At 63.3% G+C, this 21,421-nt stretch carries 23 protein-coding genes, 1 tRNA gene and 2 pseudogenes; 12 read left to right on the plus strand and 14 right to left on the minus strand.

What is annotated here, in order from left to right:
- Position 1: 1 nt before the first annotated feature.
- The 8 genes from BIO17B3_RS11690 to BIO17B3_RS11725 all read right to left on the minus strand — a co-directional run bounded on the left by BIO17B3_RS11690 (position 2) and on the right by BIO17B3_RS11725 (position 6,824).
- Positions 2–976 (minus strand): PilW family protein, encoded by a 975-nt coding sequence (locus BIO17B3_RS11690; RefSeq protein ID WP_156054194.1) that lies wholly within the window; start codon positions 974–976, stop codon positions 2–4.
- A complete protein-coding gene (gene pilV, locus BIO17B3_RS11695) occupies positions 973–1,512 on the minus strand; it encodes a type IV pilus modification protein PilV (protein WP_255421400.1) in 540 nt (179 codons plus the stop codon). The genes BIO17B3_RS11690 and pilV overlap by 4 nt, the downstream gene beginning before the upstream one ends.
- Complete coding sequence (locus BIO17B3_RS11700) at positions 1,496–2,041, minus strand: Tfp pilus assembly protein FimT/FimU (protein ID WP_156054195.1); 546 nt, start codon at positions 2,039–2,041, stop codon at positions 1,496–1,498. The genes pilV and BIO17B3_RS11700 overlap by 17 nt, the downstream gene beginning before the upstream one ends.
- 198 nt (positions 2,042–2,239) lie before the next feature.
- Positions 2,240–3,103, minus strand: a complete 864-nt coding sequence (locus tag BIO17B3_RS11705; protein ID WP_156054196.1) for a UDP-2,3-diacylglucosamine diphosphatase — start codon at positions 3,101–3,103, stop codon at positions 2,240–2,242.
- A gap of 51 nt (positions 3,104–3,154) precedes the next feature.
- Positions 3,155–3,646, minus strand: coding sequence for a peptidylprolyl isomerase (locus BIO17B3_RS11710; RefSeq protein ID WP_013104570.1), 492 nt, complete (start codon positions 3,644–3,646; stop codon positions 3,155–3,157).
- A 22-nt stretch (positions 3,647–3,668) separates the two neighbouring features.
- Positions 3,669–4,256, minus strand: a complete 588-nt coding sequence (locus BIO17B3_RS11715) for a peptidylprolyl isomerase (protein ID WP_156054197.1) — start codon at positions 4,254–4,256, stop codon at positions 3,669–3,671.
- A gap of 56 nt (positions 4,257–4,312) precedes the next feature.
- Positions 4,313–5,656: a murein L,D-transpeptidase family protein gene (locus tag BIO17B3_RS11720; protein WP_156054198.1), complete on the minus strand. Its 1,344-nt coding sequence runs from the start codon at positions 5,654–5,656 to the stop codon at positions 4,313–4,315.
- A 73-nt stretch (positions 5,657–5,729) separates the two neighbouring features.
- Positions 5,730–6,824 carry a tetratricopeptide repeat protein gene (locus tag BIO17B3_RS11725; RefSeq protein ID WP_156054199.1) on the minus strand — a complete coding sequence of 365 codons (1,095 nt, stop codon included), beginning with the start codon at positions 6,822–6,824 and terminating at the stop codon, positions 5,730–5,732.
- A 182-nt stretch (positions 6,825–7,006) separates the two neighbouring features.
- Between BIO17B3_RS11725 and cysS the strand changes: the two genes are divergently transcribed.
- The 9 genes and pseudogenes from cysS to BIO17B3_RS19470 all read left to right on the plus strand — a co-directional run.
- Positions 7,007–8,389 (plus strand): cysteine--tRNA ligase, encoded by a 1,383-nt coding sequence (gene cysS, locus BIO17B3_RS11730; RefSeq protein WP_156054200.1) that lies wholly within the window; start codon positions 7,007–7,009, stop codon positions 8,387–8,389.
- A 32-nt stretch (positions 8,390–8,421) separates the two neighbouring features.
- Positions 8,422–9,054 carry a DNA-3-methyladenine glycosylase gene (locus tag BIO17B3_RS11735; protein WP_324343497.1) on the plus strand — a complete coding sequence of 211 codons (633 nt, stop codon included), beginning with the start codon at positions 8,422–8,424 and terminating at the stop codon, positions 9,052–9,054.
- Between the two features lie 57 nt (positions 9,055–9,111).
- A complete protein-coding gene (locus BIO17B3_RS11740) occupies positions 9,112–10,089 on the plus strand; it encodes an acetyl-CoA carboxylase carboxyltransferase subunit alpha (RefSeq protein WP_156054202.1) in 978 nt (325 codons plus the stop codon).
- Complete coding sequence (gene tilS, locus BIO17B3_RS11745; RefSeq protein WP_156054203.1) at positions 10,086–11,141, plus strand: tRNA lysidine(34) synthetase TilS; 1,056 nt, start codon at positions 10,086–10,088, stop codon at positions 11,139–11,141. The genes BIO17B3_RS11740 and tilS overlap by 4 nt, the downstream gene beginning before the upstream one ends.
- Before the next feature lie 81 nt (positions 11,142–11,222).
- Positions 11,223–12,476 carry an aspartate kinase gene (locus BIO17B3_RS11750; protein ID WP_156054204.1) on the plus strand — a complete coding sequence of 418 codons (1,254 nt, stop codon included), beginning with the start codon at positions 11,223–11,225 and terminating at the stop codon, positions 12,474–12,476.
- Positions 12,477–12,590: 114 nt separating this feature from the next.
- Positions 12,591–12,681, plus strand: a tRNA-Ser gene (locus BIO17B3_RS11755).
- A gap of 160 nt (positions 12,682–12,841) precedes the next feature.
- On the plus strand, positions 12,842–14,044 hold the full coding sequence (locus BIO17B3_RS11760) for an integrase arm-type DNA-binding domain-containing protein (protein ID WP_156054205.1): 1,203 nt from the start codon (positions 12,842–12,844) through the stop codon (positions 14,042–14,044).
- Between the two features lie 84 nt (positions 14,045–14,128).
- Complete coding sequence (locus tag BIO17B3_RS11765) at positions 14,129–14,740, plus strand: LysE family translocator (RefSeq protein ID WP_112487929.1); 612 nt, start codon at positions 14,129–14,131, stop codon at positions 14,738–14,740.
- A 111-nt stretch (positions 14,741–14,851) separates the two neighbouring features.
- A pseudogene (locus BIO17B3_RS19470) lies at positions 14,852–14,978 on the plus strand (Tn3 family transposase); the annotation flags it as partial.
- Positions 14,979–15,117: 139 nt separating this feature from the next.
- Here BIO17B3_RS19470 and BIO17B3_RS11775 read toward each other — a convergent pair.
- The 3 genes from BIO17B3_RS11775 to BIO17B3_RS11785 form a co-directional block, all read right to left on the minus strand.
- The gene (locus tag BIO17B3_RS11775; protein ID WP_112487931.1) at positions 15,118–15,684 is read right to left on the minus strand and encodes a DUF2867 domain-containing protein; all 567 of its coding nucleotides are present in this window, start codon (positions 15,682–15,684) and stop codon (positions 15,118–15,120) included.
- On the minus strand, positions 15,681–16,223 hold the full coding sequence (locus BIO17B3_RS11780; RefSeq protein ID WP_232054273.1) for a DinB family protein: 543 nt from the start codon (positions 16,221–16,223) through the stop codon (positions 15,681–15,683). Before BIO17B3_RS11780 ends, BIO17B3_RS11775 begins: the two co-directional genes overlap by 4 nt.
- Positions 16,224–16,466: 243 nt before the next feature.
- Entirely contained in the window at positions 16,467–17,030 is a 564-nt protein-coding gene (locus BIO17B3_RS11785) for a MarR family winged helix-turn-helix transcriptional regulator (RefSeq protein WP_172981003.1), read from the minus strand.
- Between the two features lie 195 nt (positions 17,031–17,225).
- Here BIO17B3_RS11785 and BIO17B3_RS19360 point away from each other — a divergent pair, with 195 nt between their 5' ends.
- Positions 17,226–17,348: a hypothetical protein gene (locus BIO17B3_RS19360; protein WP_255421401.1), complete on the plus strand. Its 123-nt coding sequence runs from the start codon at positions 17,226–17,228 to the stop codon at positions 17,346–17,348.
- A 126-nt stretch (positions 17,349–17,474) separates the two neighbouring features.
- On the opposite strand, the pseudogene BIO17B3_RS19475 reads toward BIO17B3_RS19360, so the two are convergent.
- The 3 genes and pseudogenes from BIO17B3_RS19475 to BIO17B3_RS11800 form a co-directional block, all read right to left on the minus strand.
- Positions 17,475–17,642 (minus strand): annotated as a pseudogene (locus BIO17B3_RS19475) (hypothetical protein); the annotation flags it as partial.
- Between the two features lie 498 nt (positions 17,643–18,140).
- Positions 18,141–18,710, minus strand: a complete 570-nt coding sequence (locus BIO17B3_RS11795) for an NADPH-dependent FMN reductase (RefSeq protein ID WP_112487934.1) — start codon at positions 18,708–18,710, stop codon at positions 18,141–18,143.
- An 84-nt stretch (positions 18,711–18,794) separates the two neighbouring features.
- Complete coding sequence (locus tag BIO17B3_RS11800; protein ID WP_156054208.1) at positions 18,795–19,496, minus strand: LysR family transcriptional regulator; 702 nt, start codon at positions 19,494–19,496, stop codon at positions 18,795–18,797.
- 111 nt (positions 19,497–19,607) lie between these two features.
- On the opposite strand from BIO17B3_RS11800, the gene BIO17B3_RS11805 reads away from it, so the two are divergent.
- Together BIO17B3_RS11805 and BIO17B3_RS11810 are read left to right on the plus strand one after the other, a co-directional pair.
- Positions 19,608–20,108, plus strand: a complete 501-nt coding sequence (locus tag BIO17B3_RS11805) for a nuclear transport factor 2 family protein (RefSeq protein WP_013123621.1) — start codon at positions 19,608–19,610, stop codon at positions 20,106–20,108.
- A gap of 125 nt (positions 20,109–20,233) precedes the next feature.
- On the plus strand, positions 20,234–21,409 hold the full coding sequence (locus BIO17B3_RS11810) for a YbfB/YjiJ family MFS transporter (RefSeq protein ID WP_013123620.1): 1,176 nt from the start codon (positions 20,234–20,236) through the stop codon (positions 21,407–21,409).
- Positions 21,410–21,421 lie beyond the last annotated feature (12 nt).

Genomic DNA, 21,421 nt, shown 5'->3' on the forward strand with positions numbered 1-21,421 from the left:
TTTATCGCACGCGGATGGTGGTGTCGAAGGTACGAACCAGGGGTTCTGGGTTCGTCGCGTTGTTGGGGTTGGTCAGGGTTTGCAAGGTGAGGGTCAGGCGCACATTCGTGACGGTGTCCCATGCCGCGCCGACAGTGCCCGCACTGACGAAATTGGTGCCATTGGTGAGGTAGGCAATTTGCATATTTTTCACACCGCGAATGATTTCATCTGACACCAGGGCGTTGCCCGCGTAATGGGCGCGATAGAGCGACAAAGTGTCTTTGGGGGCCCCGGCTCCTGCCGCGCCAAGGTACCAGGCAAAGGCTTGGTAGGGGGCGACGTAGGCGGAGCTGCTGAATGAGGCGCAGCTGAGGGCGCCGGTGTTGCCGGGGGTGCCCGTACCTGTGGCGGTGAGGGGCAGGCCGGCGTTGAACGCTGCGGCTTGGTAGATGTAGGCCTGTGTGCCGTCGCACGCCAGCACCAGGTCGTTTGCACCGATGCCGACATCGGTCGGTGCGGCGGTCATGGGGGCGCCAGCAGCACATGTAGTGCCCGGCGTAATGACATTGGCGCTGACTTGGCCCACGCCTCGGGTGACGATGGCGGGCCCAGCCGTCGGCGCAGGAGCCGTCGGGAGCGGGGCGAGGGGAGTGGCAGGGTCAGTGGCGTTATCCACACCGAACAGACCTGCCCCATTGACCCAGTGATACCAACCGGTTCCAGCGAGCACATCGCTGACATTGCTGTTGCCGCACGGGGAGCTGCCGGCCTGGCGAATATCGCGGGCCATGAGTTCGAAAGCGATGCGGGCGTTGTCTTGAACCTGGCTCAGGGCGTTGTTGGTGGTGTAGCTCTGGCGACTGGACAGCAGCACGCTGACCACCGCGCCGACCACGACCAGACCCAGCAGCATGGCGACCATCAGTTCAACCAGGGTCAGGCCGACCTGCCGAATGCGGCGGGGCGCTTGGGGTGAGAGGGAAGTCGTCGTCATAGCTGCGTCCAGTAGGTGAGGCTTTGCGCGGCTTGCCCGCCTGTGGCTTTGCTGTCGTTGAAGGTGATGGTGATGCTGCAATTGCTGGCAGTAATGCCCGCGCCTGTCGGGCTGCAGGCGATGGTGCCGGCGGTGCCGCTGCCCATGGCGGCCAGGCCGCCCAGTTCAGTGGCAGGGGGGGCGCTGGCTCCATCGAACCCTTGGCACCAATTGCGCAATTGCGTGTTGGCGAGTGTGTCGGTTTTGTTGGGGCAACTGCCTACGGTTACCGTTCCGTCGTAGGCGCCGTTCAGGGCGTTGGCCTGGTCGGATCGCATGATGTCGAACATGGAATAGGCGGCAATGCTGGCCTGGGTGCGGGTGAGGGCGCTGTTGTTGTCGGCAATGGTTTTGACCTGCAAGACCACGATGCCCAGAATGCCGATGGACAGGATGGCCGCGGCGACCAGTATCTCGAGCAAGCCAACGCCGGTCTGGCGGTTTGTGGCGCGACAGACCAGCCGAGATGCGCGCAGAGGATTATTTGCAGGTCGCATTGGGAGCACTTTGTTTGCAGGTTTGAGAGTCGGTACAGCTCGCCACGGTGGTGCCGGTGTAGAGGTAGATGCAGCGGTGGTTGTCGGAGGAGATGGCCGAGCTGCTGATGTCGCCAACCAGTCCCGAAAAGCCAGTGGTCGCGCCGGGGGCGTGAAGCAGGCCCATTGGCGAGGCGATGAGTGCAGTGACCAGCGAGCTGGCCGTGATGCCAGTGGGCACGACGACGGCCTGGGTGATGGGGGCGGAAGCCGTACCCAGGGGTAGAGCAGTGACGGCGCCATCTGAACTGACTTGCACGTCCACCCCACGTTTGACGGCCTCGGCACGCGCGTAAGCAAGCAGGTTGACTGCGTTGTTGGCCTGCGTGGTGAGACGGCTGGAGATCATCAGCCGGTTGAAGCTCGGCACGGCCACGGCGAGCAGCAGTGCGGCGATGGCGACGGTGACGATGAGCTCGATCAAGGTGAAGCCGCGAGGCGGAGACCTTCGGGCACGACGCAGAAAATCAGGTGGGACGAGGGGGTGCATGGCGAGTGGGGCGTTCGGCAATGTTTGTGAGAGGCCGATTCAAATGTATCCAGATGATGGCCACGATTTTGAGGGCGGCGAGCGACTCGTGTGCAGACTTTCCGACGAACGGTCGCCTACGGCCGACGAACGGTATTTTTTGTATCAATCTGTGCAACAACACCCCCAGCCTGAGCGCTGGAGGGGGGTGAAAGGGCCTCAGTCGCAGCGTTGGATGCTGACTTCGAGGCCTTGGCCCTGGGCGCAGAGCCAGAGGGCTTGTGTGCGGGGCTGCGCGCTGTGGGCGGCGTCGCAGTCCCAGTCGGAGAGGACTTGCCGTAGTTGGCCGCCTTGCCAGTGGTTGCGCGGGCGGTGGGTGTGGCCGTGGATCATCCAGGTGCAGGCGGCGCGGGCTAGCCAGCGGCGGGCCTCGGCGGGATCGGCGTCGGCCCAGTTTTCGGGGCGGGCTTGCGCGGCGTTGCTGGCTGCGCGCATGGCGCGGGCCTGCTGCACGCGGGCAGCGAGCGGCTGGGCCAGCACTTGCCGCTGCCACTCGGCGTTGCGGACGGTGGCGCGAAATTGTTGGTAGGCGGTGTCGGCGGTGCAGAGCTGGTCGCCGTGGGTGAGGAGGGTGCGCCCGGCCTGAAACGTGAGCACGACGGGGTCGGGCAAGATTTGCGCGCCGGTGGCTTGCTGGAACCGCTGGCCGAGCAGAAAGTCGCGGTTGCCGTGCTGCACAAACAGGGCGCAGCCCGAGTCGGTGTAGGCGCGCAGCGCGCCCACGATGTCTTGGGCGCAGGCGGCGTCTTCAGGTGCGACGGCCAGCGCGGCGGGGTCGAGCAGATCGTCGCCGATCCAGGCCTCGAACAGGTCGCCGAGGATGAACAGGGCGTCGGCAGCGCGGGCGGCGTCGGCCAGCCAGGCGATGAAGGTCTGGGCGGTGCGGGGGGCCTGCGCACCTAGATGAAGATCGGAGACGAGGGCGATGCGCCGCCAGGCGGGCAGGGCAATCAGGCTGGGGAAGGCGGGCTCGGGGCGGGGGGCGTGTGCGGCGTCCTCTGCGGACGAGGTGTTAGCCGACACGCGAACCGCCGCCCCGATCTTGCGGTGATGCCGTTGTCAAACTTCGCGCTGTCAGACTTCGACGGCTTTGAGGATGACCACGTCTTCTTGCGGTACGTCGTCGTGAAAGCCCTTGCGGCCGGTTTTCACACTCTTGATCTTGTCCACCACGTCTTGTCCTTCGACCACTTTGCCGAAAACGGCGTAGCCCCAGCCTTGCGCCGTGGGGGCGGTGTGGTTGAGGAAGGCGTTGTCGGCGACGTTGATGAAAAACTGCGCGGTGGCCGAATGCGGATCGGAGGTGCGGGCCATGGCGAGGGTGTAGCGGTCGTTTTTCAGGCCGTTGTTGGCTTCGTTCTGAATCGGGGCGAGGGTGGGCTTTTGCTTCATGCCGGGCTCGAAGCCGCCGCCCTGGATCATGAAGCCGTCGATCACGCGGTGAAAAACGGTGCCGTCGAAGTGGCCCGAGCGCACATAGGCCAGGAAGTTTTCGCTCGACTTGGGGGCGTGCTCGGTGTCGAGTTCGATGCGGATGTTGCCGTGGTTGGTTTGGAGTTCGACCATGATGGGCTTTCTGTTTTCAGCTTTAGTTGAGGAGTTTGGCGTCTTCGATGACGATGGGCTTGACGGGCACGTCCTGGAACATGCCTTCGTTCTTGGTCGGCACGGCCACGATCTTTTCGATCACGTTCATGCCTGAAATGACCTTGCCGAACACGGCGTAGCCGTAGCCGTCGGGCTTGGGATAGTCGAGGCTGGGGTTGTCGACCACGTTGACGAAGAACTGCGAGGTGGCCGAGTTGGGGTCGGAGGTGCGCGCCATGGCGATGGTGCCCTTGAGGTTGCGCAGGCCGTTCTGACTCTCCAGCGGAATGGGCGCGCGGGTGGGTTTTTTCTGCATGTCGGCGGTGAAGCCACCGCCTTGCACCATGAAGCCGGGAATCACGCGGTGAAAAATGGTGCCTTTGTAGAAGCCGCTTTTCACATAGTCGAGAAAATTGGTCACGGTTTTAGGCGCCCGGGCCGGGTCGAGCTGCACCACGAAATTGCCCATGGTGGTGACGAATTCCACCTTGGGTTGCGCGGCGGGGGCTTCGGCGGCGTGTGCTGCGGGCAGGGCCGCTGCGGACACCAAGCTCAGCGCGGCGAGTACGGGGGCGATGTGCTGCCGCATGATGCGTCGCCAATTGGGGAGTGATGAGTGGGACGGGGTGGTCAGGCTGGAATTCATTACGAAACGCTTCCTTGAAAAATGAGTTGCCACTGGTTGTTGCGCTGGGCCCAGTACTGACGATAGAGCGGGCTGGAGGGCGCACCGGCCGCACTGTACTGCACCACCCTTTGCCCCGGGTATTGCAGGACGGTGAGCGCGCCAGGGGTGATGGATGGGTTGCGCGCGGGCGCGTGCGCTGTATTCGGCGCCAAGGCGTTGGCGGTGAGCGTGTCTTGGGGGCGCGTGCCCTGCGCAGCCGCCTGCACGACGTCGGTCTGCAACTGCGCCGTGATGCGCTGGCGCTGGGCAGCCCACTGCGAGGCGCTCAGCCATTGCACATGGCGGGTGATGACCACCGGGGTGCTGCCCGCTGGAGTGTCGGCCATGAGGCTGCGCACGTCCGGGTTGGACAGCACCACACAGCCGTCAGACGCCAGGGGCACCCGGGCATAGCTGTCTGGCGGCGTGCCGTGCAGCCAGACGCCAAAGCCGGTGTGGCCTTGCTGCTTGTCCCACTCGTTGGGGTAGTTCAGCGTGAGCGCGCCGGCGCCATAGAGCGGCTTGAGGTCTTTGGCGCCGATTTTGCGGGTGATGAAGTAAATGCCCAACGGCGTTTTCATATCGCCGACCTGGGTCTTGCCCGCGCCGAGCTTGCCCTGGCTGAAGTAATAACTCGCTTCAAGCTGGGGCACGCCGTTGCGTTGCTCAAAAAGATAGAGACGCGAACGGGCGGTATCCACCACGATGGCGCGCTGCACATCGGGCGCCAGCGCCACCAGATTGGCGGCAATCGCCCCGGTCGGCGGCGGTGCGGTGTAGGCGGCGAGGCGGGTCAGAGCCTCCGCCCGAAGTTCCAGAATGCGGGCGTGTTGCTGCGCCTGTTGTTCCGAAAGCGCGGGTGGCGCGGCCGCGGCGAAGCCCGCAGGGTTTCCGGCGCTGGCTTGCATGACATCGCCCAGAAGCAATTGCGCCAGGGAGAAATGCGGGTAGTCCCGCGCCAGTTGCTCGGCCTGGGCCCGCGCCGCGTCGAGGTGGCCGGCAGCGACTTCGGCGTAGGCGTGGAGCAGGCGTCGTTCCGCGCCGTCCTGATTGGGGAGTGCGCTCAGCGAGGTGGTGAGTTTGAGCAGGGTGCGCGCCGAAACGACGGGTTGCTGTACTGAACCGGTGGACGGGCCTGCGGCGTTGCTGGCCCACTCGCCTGTCGGTTCGGCCGCCGGGTCAACCAGGAGGCGACTGCCTGGCGTCCCGCTGGGCACCGCGTTGTAGTCGGTCGCGGCGCGGGCCGCGAACACCAGCGGCACGCACAGCAGCGCCCAAGGCAACAACTTGCGTAGAGGAGGGCGGCGGAATGCGGGCTTCACGGCGGATCGATGCGAGGCGCTTGAAATCACAGCCTAAATGGCGAAACCTTCAGTGGCAATACGGGCGGCCGGTTCAGCCGACGATCTCGCGCACGATCAGCCACTTGCCGTTTTCACGCTGCATTTGCAGGGTTTTCGGGCCGTCAAAATCGAGCGAGCCGGAGGTGTAGTGCTGACGGAAGCGCGCGGTGGCTTTGTCGCCGTCGATCTGCACCTTGAGCGCGTGCACTTTCACCGTGATCTTGGCTTTGTCGGAAATGCGGGCTCGGCGCTGATCTTTCCAGGCGCTCAGGCTCATACCCTTGTCAGGCTTGAAATTGGGGGCGTAGGCGGCGAAATAGCCGGGCAGATTCTTGTTTTGCCAAGCGTCGGCCCAGCGCTCAACTGCTTCCGACACCGCGGCCTGTTCGCTGGCGTTGGTCTGCGCAGGCGCAGCGGCGGGCGCCGGTTTGTTTTCAGCGGGTGCGGGCGCGGCAGGCTTGGCGGCAACCGGGGCCGTCGGCGCGGGCTCGGGTTTGGCCGCGGGTTTTTCGGCGGCCACCACTACCGGCTTCGGCGCAGGCGCGGCCGCAGCGGGCTTGGCCTCGGCGTTGGTTTCTTTCGCGGGCTGCGCCGTGGTCACTTTCAAGGGTGCCGCAGAGGCGGTTTGAACGGCGGGATTTTTGCCCTGCTCGAACAATTCACGAATCAGATTGAGCTTGACGCGGGCGCTGGCGTTTTCATCGGGGGCGAGTTGCAGTGCCTTTTGATAGGCCTGGCTGGCGAGTTTGGCGTAAATATCGCCCAGGTTGGCCTGCGCGGTGGCGTAGCTCGGGTTGGTGCGAATGGCCATATCGAGCGCGGCGCGGGCTTTGTCGTACTGGCCTTGCTGGGCGTAGAGCACGGCCAGATTGTTGTAGGGCTCGGGCAGTTCGGGGTATTGCTCGGTGAGCGACTGAAAGATTTTGACGGCCTGGGCGTCTTTTTTCTGCTCAGTCAGAATGACGCCCTTCAAAAACTGGTACTGCGGGTCTTTGGGCTTTTGCGCCAGCAGCGTGTCCACCTGCGTCAGCGCACTGCTCAGGTCGCCTTTTTGCAGACTTTGGCTGACACTGGCCGCGTCTGCCGCCCAGACGGTTGGCGCACTCAGCGTGAGGGCAATCAGAGTGGCGAGAAGGCGATTTCGCATGATGGAGTTGGAAAAAAAGGGCTGGATGGTGCTTGATCAGTGCCTGAGGAAGGGGCGCCGTCTCAAGGCCTGAGCGCGTACGCCGTGTCAGGCCGAAGACTGACGGCTTGTGCTAAGTTTTTGATTTTATCCGGGGACTTGAGCGCACCCGCGCATCAACCAGGGTCTTCCCGCCACACTCCATGACTGCGTTGCATCTACACAATACCCTCACCCGCGGTAAAGACCGCTTTGCGCCCATCGAGCCGGGCCATGTTCGTATGTATGTCTGCGGCATGACGGTGTACGACTACTGTCATATCGGGCACGCGCGGGTGATGGTGGTGTTCGATCTGCTGCAGCGCTGGCTCAAGGCGCAGGGCTTGCGCGTCACCTATGTGCGCAACATTACTGATATTGACGACAAAATCATCCGCCGCGCGCAGGACAACGGCGAGCCCATTCGCGCGTTGACCGACCGGTTCATCGCCGCGATGCACGAAGATGCCGACGCCCTTGGCGTGGAGCGGCCTACGCATGAGCCGCGCGCCACCGACTATGTGCCGCAGATGCTCGACCTGATCGGCAAGCTCAAAACGCGCGGTCTGGCCTATCGCGACAGCGCGGGCGATGTGAACTTTCATGTGCGCGCGTTTCCCGGCTACGGCAAGTTGTCGGGCAAGTCGCTCGACGAACTGCGCGCGGGCGAGCGCGTGGAGGTCGATACCGCCAAGCAAGACCCGCTGGACTTTGTGCTTTGGAAAGCGGCCAAACCCGCCGAACCCGAAGAGGTGAAATGGCCTTCCGATGACGGCCCGGGCCGACCCGGCTGGCATATCGAATGTTCGGCCATGAGCTGCGCACTGCTGGGTGAGACTTTCGATATTCACGGCGGCGGGGCCGATCTGCAATTTCCGCATCACGAGAACGAAATCGCGCAAAGCGAGGGCGCCAGCGGCAAGCCCATGGCCAATGTCTGGCTGCACAACGGGTTTGTGCGGGTGGACGGCGAGAAAATGTCCAAATCGCTGGGCAATTTTTTCACCATCCGCGACATTCTCCAGCATGTGGACGCCGAAACCGTGCGGCTGTTCATCGTCCGCGCGCACTACCGCAGCCCGCTGAACTACAGCGACGAACACCTGCAAGACGCCCACGCTGCGCTCACCCGTCTCTACACCGCGCTCGACCCGTTCGCCGAGCTACCCGCGCGGCTCGACTGGAGCCACCCGCGCGCGCAGGCCTTTGCCGCCGCGATGAATGACGATCTCAATACGCCTGAGGCCATGGCGGTGTTGTTCGAGCTGGCGACCGAGGTCAACAAAACGGGCGATGTCGATCTGGCGGCGCTGCTGAAAGGGTTGGGCGGCGTGCTCGGTCTGCTGCAGCAGAACCCGCGCGAGTTCCTGCAAAGCAAGGCTGCCGCGGTGGATGCTGCGTGGGTGGAACAGTTGGTGCAGGCCCGCATCGCCGCCAAACAGGCGCGCAACTTTGCCGAGGCCGATCGCATCCGCGCCGAGCTCAGCGCCAAGGGCATCGTGCTCGAAGACAAGCCGGGCGGGATCACGGTATGGAGGGCGGCTTGATGGCGCGAGCACCGGCTTGGTCGGATACGGTCGTGTCCACCAAAGGCCCCATCCCGCTCGACTGGGACAAGGCCTGCGCCCACCTGCAGCGCACCGATCGCGTGATGCGCAAACTCATCAAGACGCATGCGGGCACGCGGCTGCAAAGCCGGGGAGATCCGTTTCAGACGCTGGCGCGTTCCATCATCGGCCAGCAGATTTCCGTCAAGGCGGCGCAGACGGTCTGGGATCGGCTCTGTGCCGCCGTGCCCCAAGTCGCGCCGGAACATCTGGTCGGCCTCGATGATGAGGCTCTGCGTGCTTGCGGCCTGTCGGGTCGCAAGGCGGGCTATGTGCGCGACCTCGCCGTCAAATTCCACGCCGGGGAGGTGCATCCGGACCAATGGCAAGAGATGCACGACGAGGCCATCGCCGCTGAACTGCTGACCATCCGCGGGATTGGCCGCTGGACGGCTGACATGTTTCTGATCTTTCACCTGATGCGCCCGGACGTACTGCCCTTGGGCGACCTGGGGCTGATCAAAGGCGTGAGCCAGACTTACTTCGCCGGCGAGCCCGTGACCCAGAGCGAGGTGCGCGAAGTGGCGGCCGCCTGGGCGCCGTGGCGTTCAGTGGGGACTTGGTATATTTGGCGCAGTCTGGACCCGTTGCCGGTTGCGTATTGATTTGCGCATTGTTTTGCATGTTTGCAACGCAGGAGCGGATCATTTCCCGAGGTGAATATGAGCAAAAAAGTCTTTCTCGATTTCGAGCAACCGGTTGCCGAACTCGAGAACAAAATCGACGAACTGCGCTTTGTGCAGGATGAATCGGCGGTCGATATTTCCGAAGAAATCGGGCGCTTGCAGAAAAAAAGCCAGCAGCTCACCAAAGACCTCTACGCCAAGCTCACGCCCTGGCAGACCACGCAGATTGCGCGGCACGCCCAGCGGCCTTACACCCTCGACTACGCCAACCAGATCTTCACCGACTTTCACGAGCTGCACGGCGATCGCGCCTATGCCGACGACCTGTCCATCGTGGGTGGCCTGGCGCGTCTGGGCGGGCAGGCCTGCATGGTGATCGGCCACCAGAAAGGGCGCGACACCAAAGAGCGCGCGATGCGTAACTTCGGCATGCCCAAGCCCGAGGGCTATCGCAAGGCGCTGCGGCTGATGAAACTGGCCGAAAAATTCCACCTGCCCATCTTCACCTTTGTCGATACGCCCGGCGCCTATCCCGGCATCGACGCCGAAGAACGCAGCCAGTCCGAAGCCATCGGCCGCAATATCTACGAGATGGCGCAGCTCGAAGTGCCCATCATTTCCACCATCATCGGTGAGGGCGGATCGGGCGGGGCGCTGGCCATTGCGGTGTGCGACCAGTTGCTCATGTTGCAGTATTCGATCTACTCGGTGATTTCACCCGAGGGCTGCGCCTCCATTCTCTGGAAGAGCGCGGAAAGAGCGCCGGAAGCCGCCGAGGCGCTGGGCCTCACCGCGCACCGCCTCAAGGCGCTGGGCCTGGTGGACAAGATCGTCAACGAGCCGGTGGGCGGCGCACACCGCGACCCTGCGGCGATGGCGGCTTCGCTCAAGCGCGCGCTGGGCGAATCGCTGCGGCATTTCCAGCACACTAAGCCGGCCGATCTGGTGAAGCAAAGGCTGGAGCGGCTGCAGGGCTTTGGCAAATTCGAAGACACCAAGACGGCGGGACGTTGACCACCCTCGTCGGTTCACTTGATGGGTCCACCTCGTCGGCTTCACAGTCGGCGCTGCCCTTGCTGAACAACCCCGCGCTTGCCGCGCTCAGGCGTTTCGCGTCGCAGAACCCCGGCGTCGCCCAGACCGAGCGCATCGGCATAGCTTTTAGCGGCGGGGCCGATTCCACGGCTTTGCTGCTTGCGGCCCGCACGCTCTGGGGCGGTGGGCGGCTTTGTGCCTTGCACGTCAATCATGGCTTGCAAACCTCGGCCCAGTTGTTCGCGCAACATTGCGCCCAAGCCTGCGCCGCCCTCGATGTGGCGTATGCCGAGGCCACTCTGCAGGTCGACGTGGCGCGGGGGCAGAGCTTGGAAGAAGTCGCGCGCGAGGCCCGCTATTTGGCGCTGGCCAAGCTTGCGCGCGAGCAAAACTGCGCGGTGGTTCTGCTTGCGCAGCATGGGGACGATCAGGTCGAGACGCTCTTGCTCGCCTTGTTGCGCGGGGCAGGGCCGCGCGGCTTGGCGGCGATGCCCGCGCAGATGCAGCGCCACGGCTGCAGCTTTGCGCGACCCTTGCTGGACTACTGCGGCGCGGCCGAATTGCGGAGCTGGCTTGAGTCGCAGGCGGTGAGCTTTCTGGACGATCCGATGAACGCCGACCCCGCGTTTCGTCGCAGCCGCATCCGGCATGAACTGGTGCCGGTTCTCGCCCGGCTCGAACCCGCCTATCGGCAGACGCTGGGCCGCAGCGCCGCCTTGTGCGCAGCGGCCGACGCGCAGATTCAATCGACGGCGGCGCAGCAATTGCGCCTCTGCCTGCAACCCCAGGGGTTGGATCTTGCCGCCTTGCGCGCACTGGGCGCCGTATCTGCTAGCGAGGTCTTGCGGCTTTGGCTGCGGCAAAACGGGCAGCGACTGGACCGTGCGCGGACCGACGAACTGGTGCGACAAGTCTTGCGGACCGGGCAGGGCGCGCATCGCCTCGAACTGCGTCTGCCAGGCTGCATCCTTCAGCGTCAGGGGGCTTGTCTGCGTTTGAAATGGGGCGATGCCGCAGCAGAGAAAGCCTAGAATGCGAAGCTTTGCAGCGAAACGGTCAGGTGCATCGTGCGCCGGGCAAAGAGACTTTCGCAGCTCTCGAACGCATTTCTCATGGCACTCATCGTCCAGAAATACGGCGGCACCTCGGTGGGGTCAGCCGAACGGATCAAAAACGTGGCCCGGCGCGTGGCCAAGTGGCACGAAGCCGGGCATCAGGTCGTGGTGGTGGTCTCCGCGATGTCGGGTGAAACCAATCGCCTGATCGCGCTGGCCAAAGAAATCCAACCCCAGCCCGATCCGCGCGAACTCGACGTCGTGGCTTCGACCGGCGAGCAGGTCACCATCGGCCTGCTGTCCATGGCGCTGCAGGCGCTGGGACGCAAAGCTCGAAGCTACACCGGCGCGCAGATCGCCGTGCATACCGACAGCGCCTTCACCAAGGCCCGCATCGAGTCCATCGACGCCGACAAACTCAAGGCCGATCTCGCTCAGGGCATCATCCCTGTCGTGGCCGGGTTTCAAGGCGTGGACGCGCAGGGCAACATCACCACCCTGGGCCGGGGCGGCTCAGATACCTCGGGCGTGGCGCTCGCAGCGGCCTTGCAGGCCGACGAATGCCAGATCTACACCGACGTCGACGGCGTCTACACCACTGATCCGCGCATCGTGCCCGAAGCCCGGCGGCTCGACACCATCACCTTCGAAGAAATGCTGGAAATGGCCAGCCTGGGCTCCAAGGTGCTGCAAATCCGCTCGGTGGAATTCGCGGGCAAGTACAAGGTTCGCCTGCGCGTGCTCTCCAGCCTGACCCCGTGGGACCTGCCGCTGGAGCAGGAGTCGCGCAGCGGCACACTCATCACCTTTGAGGAAGACGAAAACATGGAACAAGCCGTGGTGTCGGGTATCGCCTTTGCCCGCGACGAAGCCAAGATCATCGTGGTCGGCGTGCCCGACCGTCCCGGCATCGCCTATCAGATTCTCAGCGCCGTGGGCGAGGCCAATATCGAAGTCGACATGATTCTGCAAAACCAGAGCGTGGCCGGTTTCACCGACTTCACCTTCACCGTGGGCCGGGGCGATTACGCGCGTGCGCTCGACATTCTCAAGTCCAGCGTGCAGGCCCACATCGGCGCCAAGGAAATTCTCGGCGATCCGAAAGTGTGCAAGGTTTCCATCGTGGGCATGGGCATGCGCTCGCACGCCGGCGTGGCCAGCAAAATGTTCCGCACCCTGTCGGAAGAAGGCATCAACATCCAGATGATCTCCACCTCAGAAATCAAGGTCTCGGTGGTCATCGAAGAAAAGTACATGGAGCTTGCGGTGCGCTCTTTGCACAAGGCCTTCGACCTAGAACAAAGCGCCTGAGCCGCGACGTTTTCCGTCAAGGTGGCGATCGCAGGTGAATGCGTGTAATAATTGCCGACTTTGCTGAACGCATGAAGCCACAAGCAATTTGCCAAAAGGAAACTTGAGGCAACTGGAGACGTGACCGAGTGGCCGAAGGTGCTCCCCTGCTAAGGGAGTATGTGCCAAAAGCGCATCAAGGGTTCGAATCCCTTCGTCTCCGCCAGGATTGATCTAAAGTAGTCCCTCGAAGCCCCACGCAGTCTCTGCGGCGGGGCTTTTTCATTGGGGAGCGCGTCCATAATCGTCCCGTTGCATCCGGGGCGATACCACGCCAGCCAGCCGCCAAACGTGGTATCGTCCATGGCATCCTGAAGGGCGATACCATGAGTCTCACCGTGAAGGCTGTCGAGGCAGCCAAGCCGCAGGAGCGGCCCTACAAACTCACCGACGGCGGTGGCCTGTACCTCTTTGTGGCGCCCACCGGGCTGAAGAGCTGGCGCGCCAACTACGAGCTGAACGGCAAACAGCGCACGCGGACCTACGGCCGCTACCCGGCCATGACTTTGGCGCAGGCCCGAGCAGCGCATACGCAGGCCAAAAGCGCACCGGCCGAGGCGGCGACCGCCACGCCACTCGCGAAGGTCGCACCGACGTTCAAGGCCATCACGGAGCAGTGGTTGAAGATCAAACTTCCCTCCCTGTCCAACGGAAAGCACCAGGGGCAGGTAGCCGGGACGCTGGAGCGCTTCGCGTACCCCGCGATTGGTTCGCTCCCGATCGACCAGATCCCACGCACAAAACTCGTGGAAGTCGTGCAGGCCGTGCAGAAGGGCGGCCGCGTTGAAACGGCGCATCGGGTGGCCGGGCGCATCGCGGCGGTGTTCGATTACGCGCAGGATGTGGGCTACATCGAGAGCCACGGTGCCGGCGGCTTGGTGCGGGTGCTGCAGCCGCGCAAGGTGAAAAAGCCGATGGCCAGTATCCCGCCTAGCGAAGCTGGTGCGTTGCTTGTTGCGATCGACAGCTATGAAGAGCCGATCACCCGCCTGGGGTTGCAATTGCTGGCCTTGACCTTCGTGCGCGTTGGCGAGTTGCGCGGCATGCGGTGGGCTGAGCTGCGCGAGGACGGCACGGTCTGGGTAGTTCCCGAAGACCGCATGAAGGCGGGATTGCCGCACGTCGTACCGTTGTCCCAACAGGCGCGGGCGGTGCTTGAACAACTTCGGGTGCTCACAGGTGACCGCAATCTAGTGCTGGATTCACCGCTGCGCCCGGGGCATGCGCTGTCGGAGAACACCTTCCTGTTCGCGCTTTACCGACTGGGCTATCGCGGTCGGATGACGGCGCATGGATTTCGGGCTCTGGCGTCCACCGTGCTCAATGAGCAATCGGGCTTTGCGCACGATGTCATCGAGCGCCAGCTCGCGCACCGCGAGACGGATGCGGTTCGCGCGGCGTACAACCGGGCGCAATATCTGGACCAGCGCCGGGGGCTGATGCAGTGGTGGGCAGACTGGCTGGATCAACAGTGGCAAACCGATAAGCCAACCGAAAGCGTAATCACCAACCGCCAGCGTTTGTCATGACTCGGCCCATGTGGAATCCGGGCGGATCGTTGTCCGTCCGGCGATTCTTGAGCCGGTGAACCGTGTGATTGGAGACTGTTTCTGATGTTGCCAGAAAAAGCGCTGTTCTTCGGCCTAACCTGCCTCGGCTTCGGCTTCATTCCTGGGCCCGCGCTGCTACAGACCGTATCGTTGACGCTTCAGCACGGGCGGCGTGTCGGCTTCCTGTCCGCGCTCGGCATCCACCTCGGCGCCTTTTTCCAGATCTGCATCGTCGCGCTCGGTGCGGTCGCGGTGCTGAAGACATCACCGATGCTGTATCACGTGCTCAAGGGGGTCGGTGGAGGCTATCTGATCTGGCTCGGCATCCAGCGCATCCGTGCACCCGTAGGGCAGGACGCGGCGATCAAGGTGCCGAACAACGTTGTGTCTTCGAGCGCGTTCATCGAGGCGTCGAATCCGAAATCAGCGCTGTTCTATTTTTCGTTTCTGCTGCAATTCACGAATCCTGACGCGTCGCTCGGGCTCGGCTGGCAACTGTTCTTGCTCGGCGCTTGCGCCAATCTGCTGTTTTCCGCCGCCGACGTGTTCTGCATCCTGCTCGCCCATCCGTTGCGTGCCCGCGTGTCACCGGGCGGCCCGGCACTGCGGATCGGCCAAATTCTCGCCGGCACGCTGTTCGTCGTGCTGGGCGTGATGGCGATCATCAGCAATTAGCGCGGGTATGACCCCATGACGAACGACAGGTGTATCGACGGGGTGAGGCCAGGCTGCTCAATTGCAAGTCGCCCTCTCGATGCCGATTCCCTCCTTCGTGTCAACGCATGTCGCGCAGGACAAAAAGACCTGTTGAATGCGCTCGGCCTGATTGTGAACATGATCGTATTGCGGAACACGCGGTACATGGAAGGCGTGCTGATGCGGTTGCGCAGCGAGGGCTACCGGGTGTGGCCCAAGGAGGGGGGCGGCAGACGCTGTCGACGCAAGAACATCAAAATACTCGCGCGCCGTGTCGGCGTCCGACGCGCGTGGAGAGCTACGCCTGTTGTCCACAGGGATTGATTTATGAAATTTTGCAGATGCGTTCATGGGGTTTAACTGACTTCTCTTTCCCATTGCGGTCCAGACCCCCTATTCATTCGATTGCCGATCGCGTCGAGGACCGCGGGGACAATGACTCGATGCATTGGTTTTACCGGCAGCATATAGATGCGCCCAAGCGAGTTGTGCACATGAACCACTGTGGTGACGGTGATCAGTACCTTGGGTTCTCCAGGAAGCAAGGCGCGATGAACCGACAGAATGACGTTCAGGTGTTTGTCTTTGTCTCCGAGCAGCGCTTCGTCGAAGGTGTTCTCGAAGAGCGTGAAGATTCCGACGCGGTCGCCTAGGCGGTACTCTGAGGGCGACTTGCCGGGAATGAGAGCAGACAGGTGGCCAAGGTCCTTGAGCCCCAGCAGGGACGCCGTTCGGTTGCGCAAGGCCATGCACGCATTGACCCACTTGGGAGTATGTCCAATGGCAGCGATGAAGTGGTCAAGCGCTGGGAGTTCGACTGCGTTGGATTCAACTGACCAAGAGTCGTGGAAGTCGGAGCCGACGAGCAGACCTGCGACCAGGCTGCTTGGCGGTGCAGTAGTTTCGCGCGGACCTTCATTCATGCGGTTTGACGTGTGAACTGAGGGGTGAGCGTCGGGTTGGAGCCTCCCTTCGTGCGGGCTCGCTCTGGTGGAGGAACTTGGTGTATAGATCGCGAGGCGATGGGGGGGGGGATGGACTTGAGGACTTGACCAACATTACCCCGGTGGTAGCCACCGTGTGCGATGACGTGGAGAAGGATTTCTTCTCGGGACATGCGCCCGCTGTCCCCGTCGGTAAACTCGAAGTCGATGACTTCGGCGAGATTGGTTGCGCTCAGGCTTGCAGCGTAGTGCTCGTACCAAGCATCGGTGGCCGCCACATCGGACCGCAATTGAGCAAGGGTGGGCGTGCTCTTGGTGTTCGTGGCGTCGAAGGGCCTTGGCTCGGCGCTCAGGTGGGCCTTGAAGATGCGATCAACGACGTAGATGTGGTTCAGCGTTCGGATACATGTGTGGAGATGTTCTGCGTGCTCGGCAGGTAGCCCTGCAAGGGTGGCGAATAACTCCTGATTGGCCCAGGACTTGTACCCGAACAGCGATCGAAGTGTGGTGCTTGACATGCGCGCGATTACTCCCTGAGATGCCTAACGCAATGTACGTCGGCGCAGCGAACCATGATTATGCCGAGCCAAGTCATTGACGGCGAGGTTTTTGCAATTTCTTACTCCGCATATGCTCCGGACAAATCGGAAGGCCTTAGTATTGAACATACGATAGCTGTGGCCCTGGCGATCGTAGCCACCATCGTGCCAAGGCACTGCTGAGTTCGCATATCGGCTGTGTTGACGGCCCGTGTATGGCGCTCAGCCGCGCTCTTCGCCTTGCGCGGACTGCTCGATCTGCGTTGCGCGACAACCCACTGGACAAAGCGGCCCGTCGCAGACGCCATGGTCACAAAAGCGACAGATATGGCGCGCATCGGCTCGGTTCTCTACTGCTCCGGCGAGCAGTTTGTCGAGCAGGTTCGTGAACTCCGCTTGTTCTGACTTGGCCAGCGTGCTTAGCATCGCACTTAGGGTCGAAAGGCGCTGGGTTTGCAGGCGCATGGCTTCAACGCGGCCTGCTGCGAGGATTTCTACCAAAGTCTCGCGGGATCCGCTATGGGATTTCCGGACAAACCCAGAAGCTGCCAGGCGGTCAATTGCGCGCGAGCAAGCGGGTTGGGAAAGGCTCAGCACCTTGCCAAGTTCGCTCACGCTCATAGGTGGCCAATAGGAGAGCCAAAGCAGGATTGCCGCGCTGGATGGCGAATAGTCTTCCAACGCCCCGCTAATGGCTCGGTCAAGCACGGCCCACATGGCGCCCAGTTTATTGGCCTGCAGCGCCTGATTTCTCTCACGCTTGTTCATAGAGCCTGTCAGTTGCATGCATGCGCCGAAGCGCGGCTGCATAGCGCGGCATGACCGCGGCCATCATGGATTCCCCCTGCGGGGGACGTTCCGTGTTGAACACGTAACGCGGGAAGTCGAGCGGCTTCTGAACGGTCCAGATCCTTTCGTGATCCCCAGGAGAAAAATTTGGGCAGGTGTCCCCACAGCGACCCAGCCGATGGGGACGGTTGCGTGAGCGGCAAGCTCCGTGCGGATATGCACCACGGCGTGGATTCGCACTTCACTGCCGCGCCGGAGAATGGCGCCATTGAAAACGGCCGCACCAGTTGCTATGAACACCTCATCTTCCACTGAGCATCCGACGAGGTAGGCGTGCGGCCCCACGAGAACGCAGCTTCCAATCTGCGTTACGTGCCCCGGCACGCCGCGAATAACCGCAGTGTCCATGATTACGCAGTTGTCGCCGATGCGAATCGGTCCGCCTTCAGAGATGAGTACAGCGCCGTGGCCAATGGAGCAATTCGCTCCGATGTGCACGTCGCCTGAGATGACAGCGGTAGATGCGACCCTGGCGCTTGGGTCAACGAATGGATGATCTTGATCGTTTTGAATCCACATATGAGTCTCCATATTGCATGCAGCATGCATGAATGATAGATGGGCAAGAGCATCATTGCCAAGCGTTCGAGGCACCGAACGTCGGGGCGCGACGCCCGCAGACTATCGGTAACGGGCGCGTTGGATGGAATGCAGACGATGCCCGCTCGCTGACGTATAGCAGTCAGCGTACTGAGGATGGGCGACGGCCGCATCGGTCCAGCTACTGTCACTCACGAACTCCGTCTGTAGCTCCACTCCGGCACCGGCCGCCGGGTATTGCTACGCGGCTTGCAATCGTCGCTAGCTGCCGCCGAGTAGAGAGCGCGCAAGCTGCCATGCGTTTTCCTGGCTCTCGCCAATACGGCGCAGCGCGTAGGGCCACCAGTCGCTGCCGAATGAGACGTAGAGGCTACTGCATTGGAGTTCGGACTGAGGATTGCAAGACAAACGCGCCGAGGACGAGCTGCGACCCCGGGGCTCCTTGAGCGGTCCCGATCAACGCTCAGACATGTCTGCGGTCCAGGAGAGGGCTGGACTGGATCAGGTTCATCGTGTCTTGCCCGAGGGGCCGGGCCATTCTGGTGAGAGCAGGTAAACCCTCAAGGCTTCGCCAATGTGGCGGATCGACTCCGCGACCTCACCGGAATTCACCATGGCGTCCTCAGTCACACATGCGCCAAGCAGGGCTATGTCGCGCGATGCGCCCTCGACCATCACGGCTGACATGGTTAGAAGCGTCTCACGCAGCGCATCGTAAGCATGATGGGCCCTGGGGGAGGTGTTGACCAGGGCCACGGGTTTGCCCACGAACCCTTCGTCACTGACCAGCCAATCCAAGGCGTTTTTCATGATGCCCGATACACCATGAGCGTATTCGGGGCTGGCGATCAACAGAGCATCTGCCTGTCGAACCGACTGCCGCAGGTGTCGAACCGAGGGAGGCGGATCGATCTCTCGATCCGGGTTGAACAGGGGGAGGTCGCCCAAGCCCGGATAGACCGATATCGACAGATCGGCAGGTGCCAGGCGAGCTGCTGCGCGGCAGAACGCGGCATTGATCGAAGCCGCGCGCAGGCTTCCGGCCATGGCCAGGACGCGCATGAGATCAGGGGGCATGCCGGGATTCTACGGTGGTGTTCACCCCCACATAGCCCGTGAATTGGCGGTGAAAGTGATAGGCCGAGAAGCTGGCAACCCGACTCAACACCGCCACGGACAGATCGCCGCGGCCGCGAGCAAGGCGTGATACGAAGCGAATTCGAGCATGCGCGCCGGCACCACGCGCAACGTCTGCAGCCACTGCTCGAAACGACGGCGGTAGGCACAGCCCTGGCCATAAAACACCAGCACGGTCTTGCCGTCGAGAAGTTTGGGACTGGCCAGGGAGGGGTTGTCGCGCGCGCCGACCAGCACCAGTTCCTCGCGATACAGCGGCACGCTCGCGTAGCGTGCAGCGTCCACGGCCTCGCCGACGATGACCGCATCCAGCGCGCCGGCTTGCACGCGGGCGATCAATTCGCGCGAGGGCGCGGTCTGCAGTTCGACCATGACCTCGGGATGACGGCGATGGAACTCCGCCAGCGGCAACGGCAAGCGGCTCGCGGCCACGCTTTCCATTGCGCCCAGCCGCAGTCGTCCGCCGATGCCGTCCTGGCGCACCGCGGCACGGGCGGCCTCGGCGAGGTCGAGCAGGCGCCCGGCATAGCCCAGCAGCGCATCGCCGGCCGCAGTCAGACGCAGTACGCGCCCCTCGCGTTCGAACAGCGCCACGCCCAGCGAGGTTTCCAACTGGCGGATGCGCGCGGTGATGCTCGATTGCGCGCGGTGCAGGCGCAACGCCGCGCGGCCGATTCCGCCGGCGTCGACCACGGCTTGAAAGGCTTCCAGTTCACGCAAATCCATGATCGCTTTTTCCGATGTGTACGCTCTGAATTATTCGCTTTTATAGCTGAATTCTGGCACCTAATATGGTGTCAACCCTAAAAGACATCGGGTCAAAGAAAGGAAGCAGCCATGCCAACATCGCAGATGCTGTCGCGAACCTACGGCCGCGGCGCAGCCGACCGTCGAATCGAGGCGCGTGAGCCATCCCTTGAGGGCGCGCGTGCCGCGCTCGAATGTTTCTACTTCGCCTTCAACCAGCGCTCGCTGGACGCATTGGAGGCCGTATGGGCGCCAGGTACGCTGATCTCGCTGGACAATCCGCTGGGCGGGATCATGCGCGGGCTCGACGACATCCGCGCGCTGTACCGGCGCATCTTCAGCGGCCCCGCGCAGGTGTGGGTGGAGCTCCACGATGTCGTCGAATATGTGGGCGATGACACCGTCGTGTTCGCGGGTCGCGAGCGAGGCGAATTCACGCGTGACGGTCGCACGGTACCCCTGGCGATACGAACCAGTCGCGTGTTCCAGTATTTCGGTGGCCCACTCGGCTGGCGGCAGGTACACCATCATGGATCGATCGATGACCCCGAGGCGTTGGCGCGGTACCAGCAGGCTGTCCGGGGGGCATGATCGACGCGCGTGCACCTTGACTCCGCCCTGGCAATGAGCGGACCAACCAACGGGTTGCGGCGACGGTCCGCTGCGCGGCACGCCGCTGAACCAGAGCATTCTGCAATTCCCCTGTGGACACCTCCATGAACACCCCTCTGCGCAATGCCCTGACCGGCATGACCGTGCTCGCCATCGGCATCGGCATCGGCCGGTTTCTGCTCACGCCGCTGCTGCCGATCATGCAGGCCGATGCCGGGCTGAGTCTGGTCGGGGGCGGCTGGCTGGCCTCGGTGAACAATATCGGCTATCTGGCCGGGGCCTTGCTGTGCACCGTGGTGGCCTTGCCGCAGCGGCAGGTGCTGCGCTGGGGACTGGTGGCGATTGCGCTGTCCACCGCGGGCATGGGACTTGCCCATGGCATGGTGCCGTGGCTGGCCTGGCGCCTGCTGGCAGGCGTCGCGGCGGCGGTGCTGATGGTGCACGGCATCGCCTGGAGCATGCGTCGCGTATCCGCACCGGTGGCGCATCCTCTGCTCGAAGCACTGGTGTTCACCGGCCCCGGCGTCGGCATCGTGGCGAGCGGCGTGGTGGTGGCTGGATTGCAGCCCCTCAGGGTGGGTTCGGCGGCGAGCTGGATCGGCTTCGGTCTGGCCTGCGCCGGGGTGATGGCGCTGCTCTGGCGCACGCTGGGCCATGCGCCCGAAGCAACCTCGGCACAGGCCGACGCGGCAAGCCCGGCGCAGCCCATGGGGCCGGCCTGGGCACTGATCGCCGCCTATGGCCTGTTCGGTTTTGGCTATGTCATCCCCGCCACCTTTCTGCCGGTCATCGCCGGCGAGCATCTGCACCTGCCCGCGCTGCGCGAGTGGTTCTGGCCGCTGTACGGTGCGGCGACCGTCGTTCTGACCCTGCTGTTACCGCGCCTTCTGCGGCACATCGACAACCGCTCCGTTCTGGCGGGTGCTTTTGTTGCGATGATTGCGGGCACCACGCTGATTCTGGTCTGGCCGAGCATTCTCGGCCTTGCGCTGGCGACCGTGTTGACCGGCAGCATGCTCATGCCTATCCCCATGGTGGTGATGCGCGAGGCGCGGCTGCTGATGCCGCATGACCACACCCGCCTAGTCGCCGCGCTGACCGCCGCGTTCGGCGTCGGGCAGATCGTCGGGCCGCTGACGGCGGCATGGCTGGCTGCGCGGCAGCACAGCTTCGATGCGCCGCTGTTGCTGGCGGCGCTGGCGCTCCTCGTCGCGGCCACTCTTGCCCTGGTGCGGACGCGCGGTGCCAGGATTCCCACGGCCCGCAGTGTGGGCGAGTAACAGACTCCTGCT

Source organism: Thiomonas sp. OC7, from assembly GCF_900634595.1.
GTDB classification, from domain to species: domain Bacteria; phylum Pseudomonadota; class Gammaproteobacteria; order Burkholderiales; family Burkholderiaceae_C; genus Thiomonas; species Thiomonas arsenitoxydans.

Bases quoted from the DNA above. Each gene is read 5' to 3' on its own strand.
- BIO17B3_RS11690 (WP_156054194.1), bottom strand. From the start codon at position 976: ATGACGACGACTTCCCTCTCACCCCAAGCGCCCCGCCGCATTCGGCAG.
- pilV (WP_255421400.1), bottom strand. From the start codon at position 1,512: ATGCGACCTGCAAATAATCCTCTGCGCGCATCTCGGCTGGTCTGTCGC.
- BIO17B3_RS11700 (WP_156054195.1), bottom strand. From the start codon at position 2,041: ATGCACCCCCTCGTCCCACCTGATTTTCTGCGTCGTGCCCGAAGGTCT.
- BIO17B3_RS11710 (WP_013104570.1), bottom strand. From the start codon at position 3,646: ATGGTCGAACTCCAAACCAACCACGGCAACATCCGCATCGAACTCGAC.
- BIO17B3_RS11715 (WP_156054197.1), bottom strand. From the start codon at position 4,256: ATGCGGCAGCACATCGCCCCCGTACTCGCCGCGCTGAGCTTGGTGTCC.
- BIO17B3_RS11725 (WP_156054199.1), bottom strand. From the start codon at position 6,824: ATGCGAAATCGCCTTCTCGCCACTCTGATTGCCCTCACGCTGAGTGCG.
- cysS (WP_156054200.1), top strand. From the start codon at position 7,007: ATGACTGCGTTGCATCTACACAATACCCTCACCCGCGGTAAAGACCGC.
- BIO17B3_RS11740 (WP_156054202.1), top strand. From the start codon at position 9,112: ATGAGCAAAAAAGTCTTTCTCGATTTCGAGCAACCGGTTGCCGAACTC.
- BIO17B3_RS11750 (WP_156054204.1), top strand. From the start codon at position 11,223: ATGGCACTCATCGTCCAGAAATACGGCGGCACCTCGGTGGGGTCAGCC.
- BIO17B3_RS11760 (WP_156054205.1), top strand. From the start codon at position 12,842: ATGAGTCTCACCGTGAAGGCTGTCGAGGCAGCCAAGCCGCAGGAGCGG.
- BIO17B3_RS11765 (WP_112487929.1), top strand. From the start codon at position 14,129: ATGTTGCCAGAAAAAGCGCTGTTCTTCGGCCTAACCTGCCTCGGCTTC.
- BIO17B3_RS11775 (WP_112487931.1), bottom strand. From the start codon at position 15,684: ATGAATGAAGGTCCGCGCGAAACTACTGCACCGCCAAGCAGCCTGGTC.
- BIO17B3_RS11780 (WP_232054273.1), bottom strand. From the start codon at position 16,223: ATGTCAAGCACCACACTTCGATCGCTGTTCGGGTACAAGTCCTGGGCC.
- BIO17B3_RS11785 (WP_172981003.1), bottom strand. From the start codon at position 17,030: ATGCAACTGACAGGCTCTATGAACAAGCGTGAGAGAAATCAGGCGCTG.
- BIO17B3_RS11795 (WP_112487934.1), bottom strand. From the start codon at position 18,710: ATGCCCCCTGATCTCATGCGCGTCCTGGCCATGGCCGGAAGCCTGCGC.
- BIO17B3_RS11800 (WP_156054208.1), bottom strand. From the start codon at position 19,496: ATGGATTTGCGTGAACTGGAAGCCTTTCAAGCCGTGGTCGACGCCGGC.
- BIO17B3_RS11805 (WP_013123621.1), top strand. From the start codon at position 19,608: ATGCCAACATCGCAGATGCTGTCGCGAACCTACGGCCGCGGCGCAGCC.
- BIO17B3_RS11810 (WP_013123620.1), top strand. From the start codon at position 20,234: ATGAACACCCCTCTGCGCAATGCCCTGACCGGCATGACCGTGCTCGCC.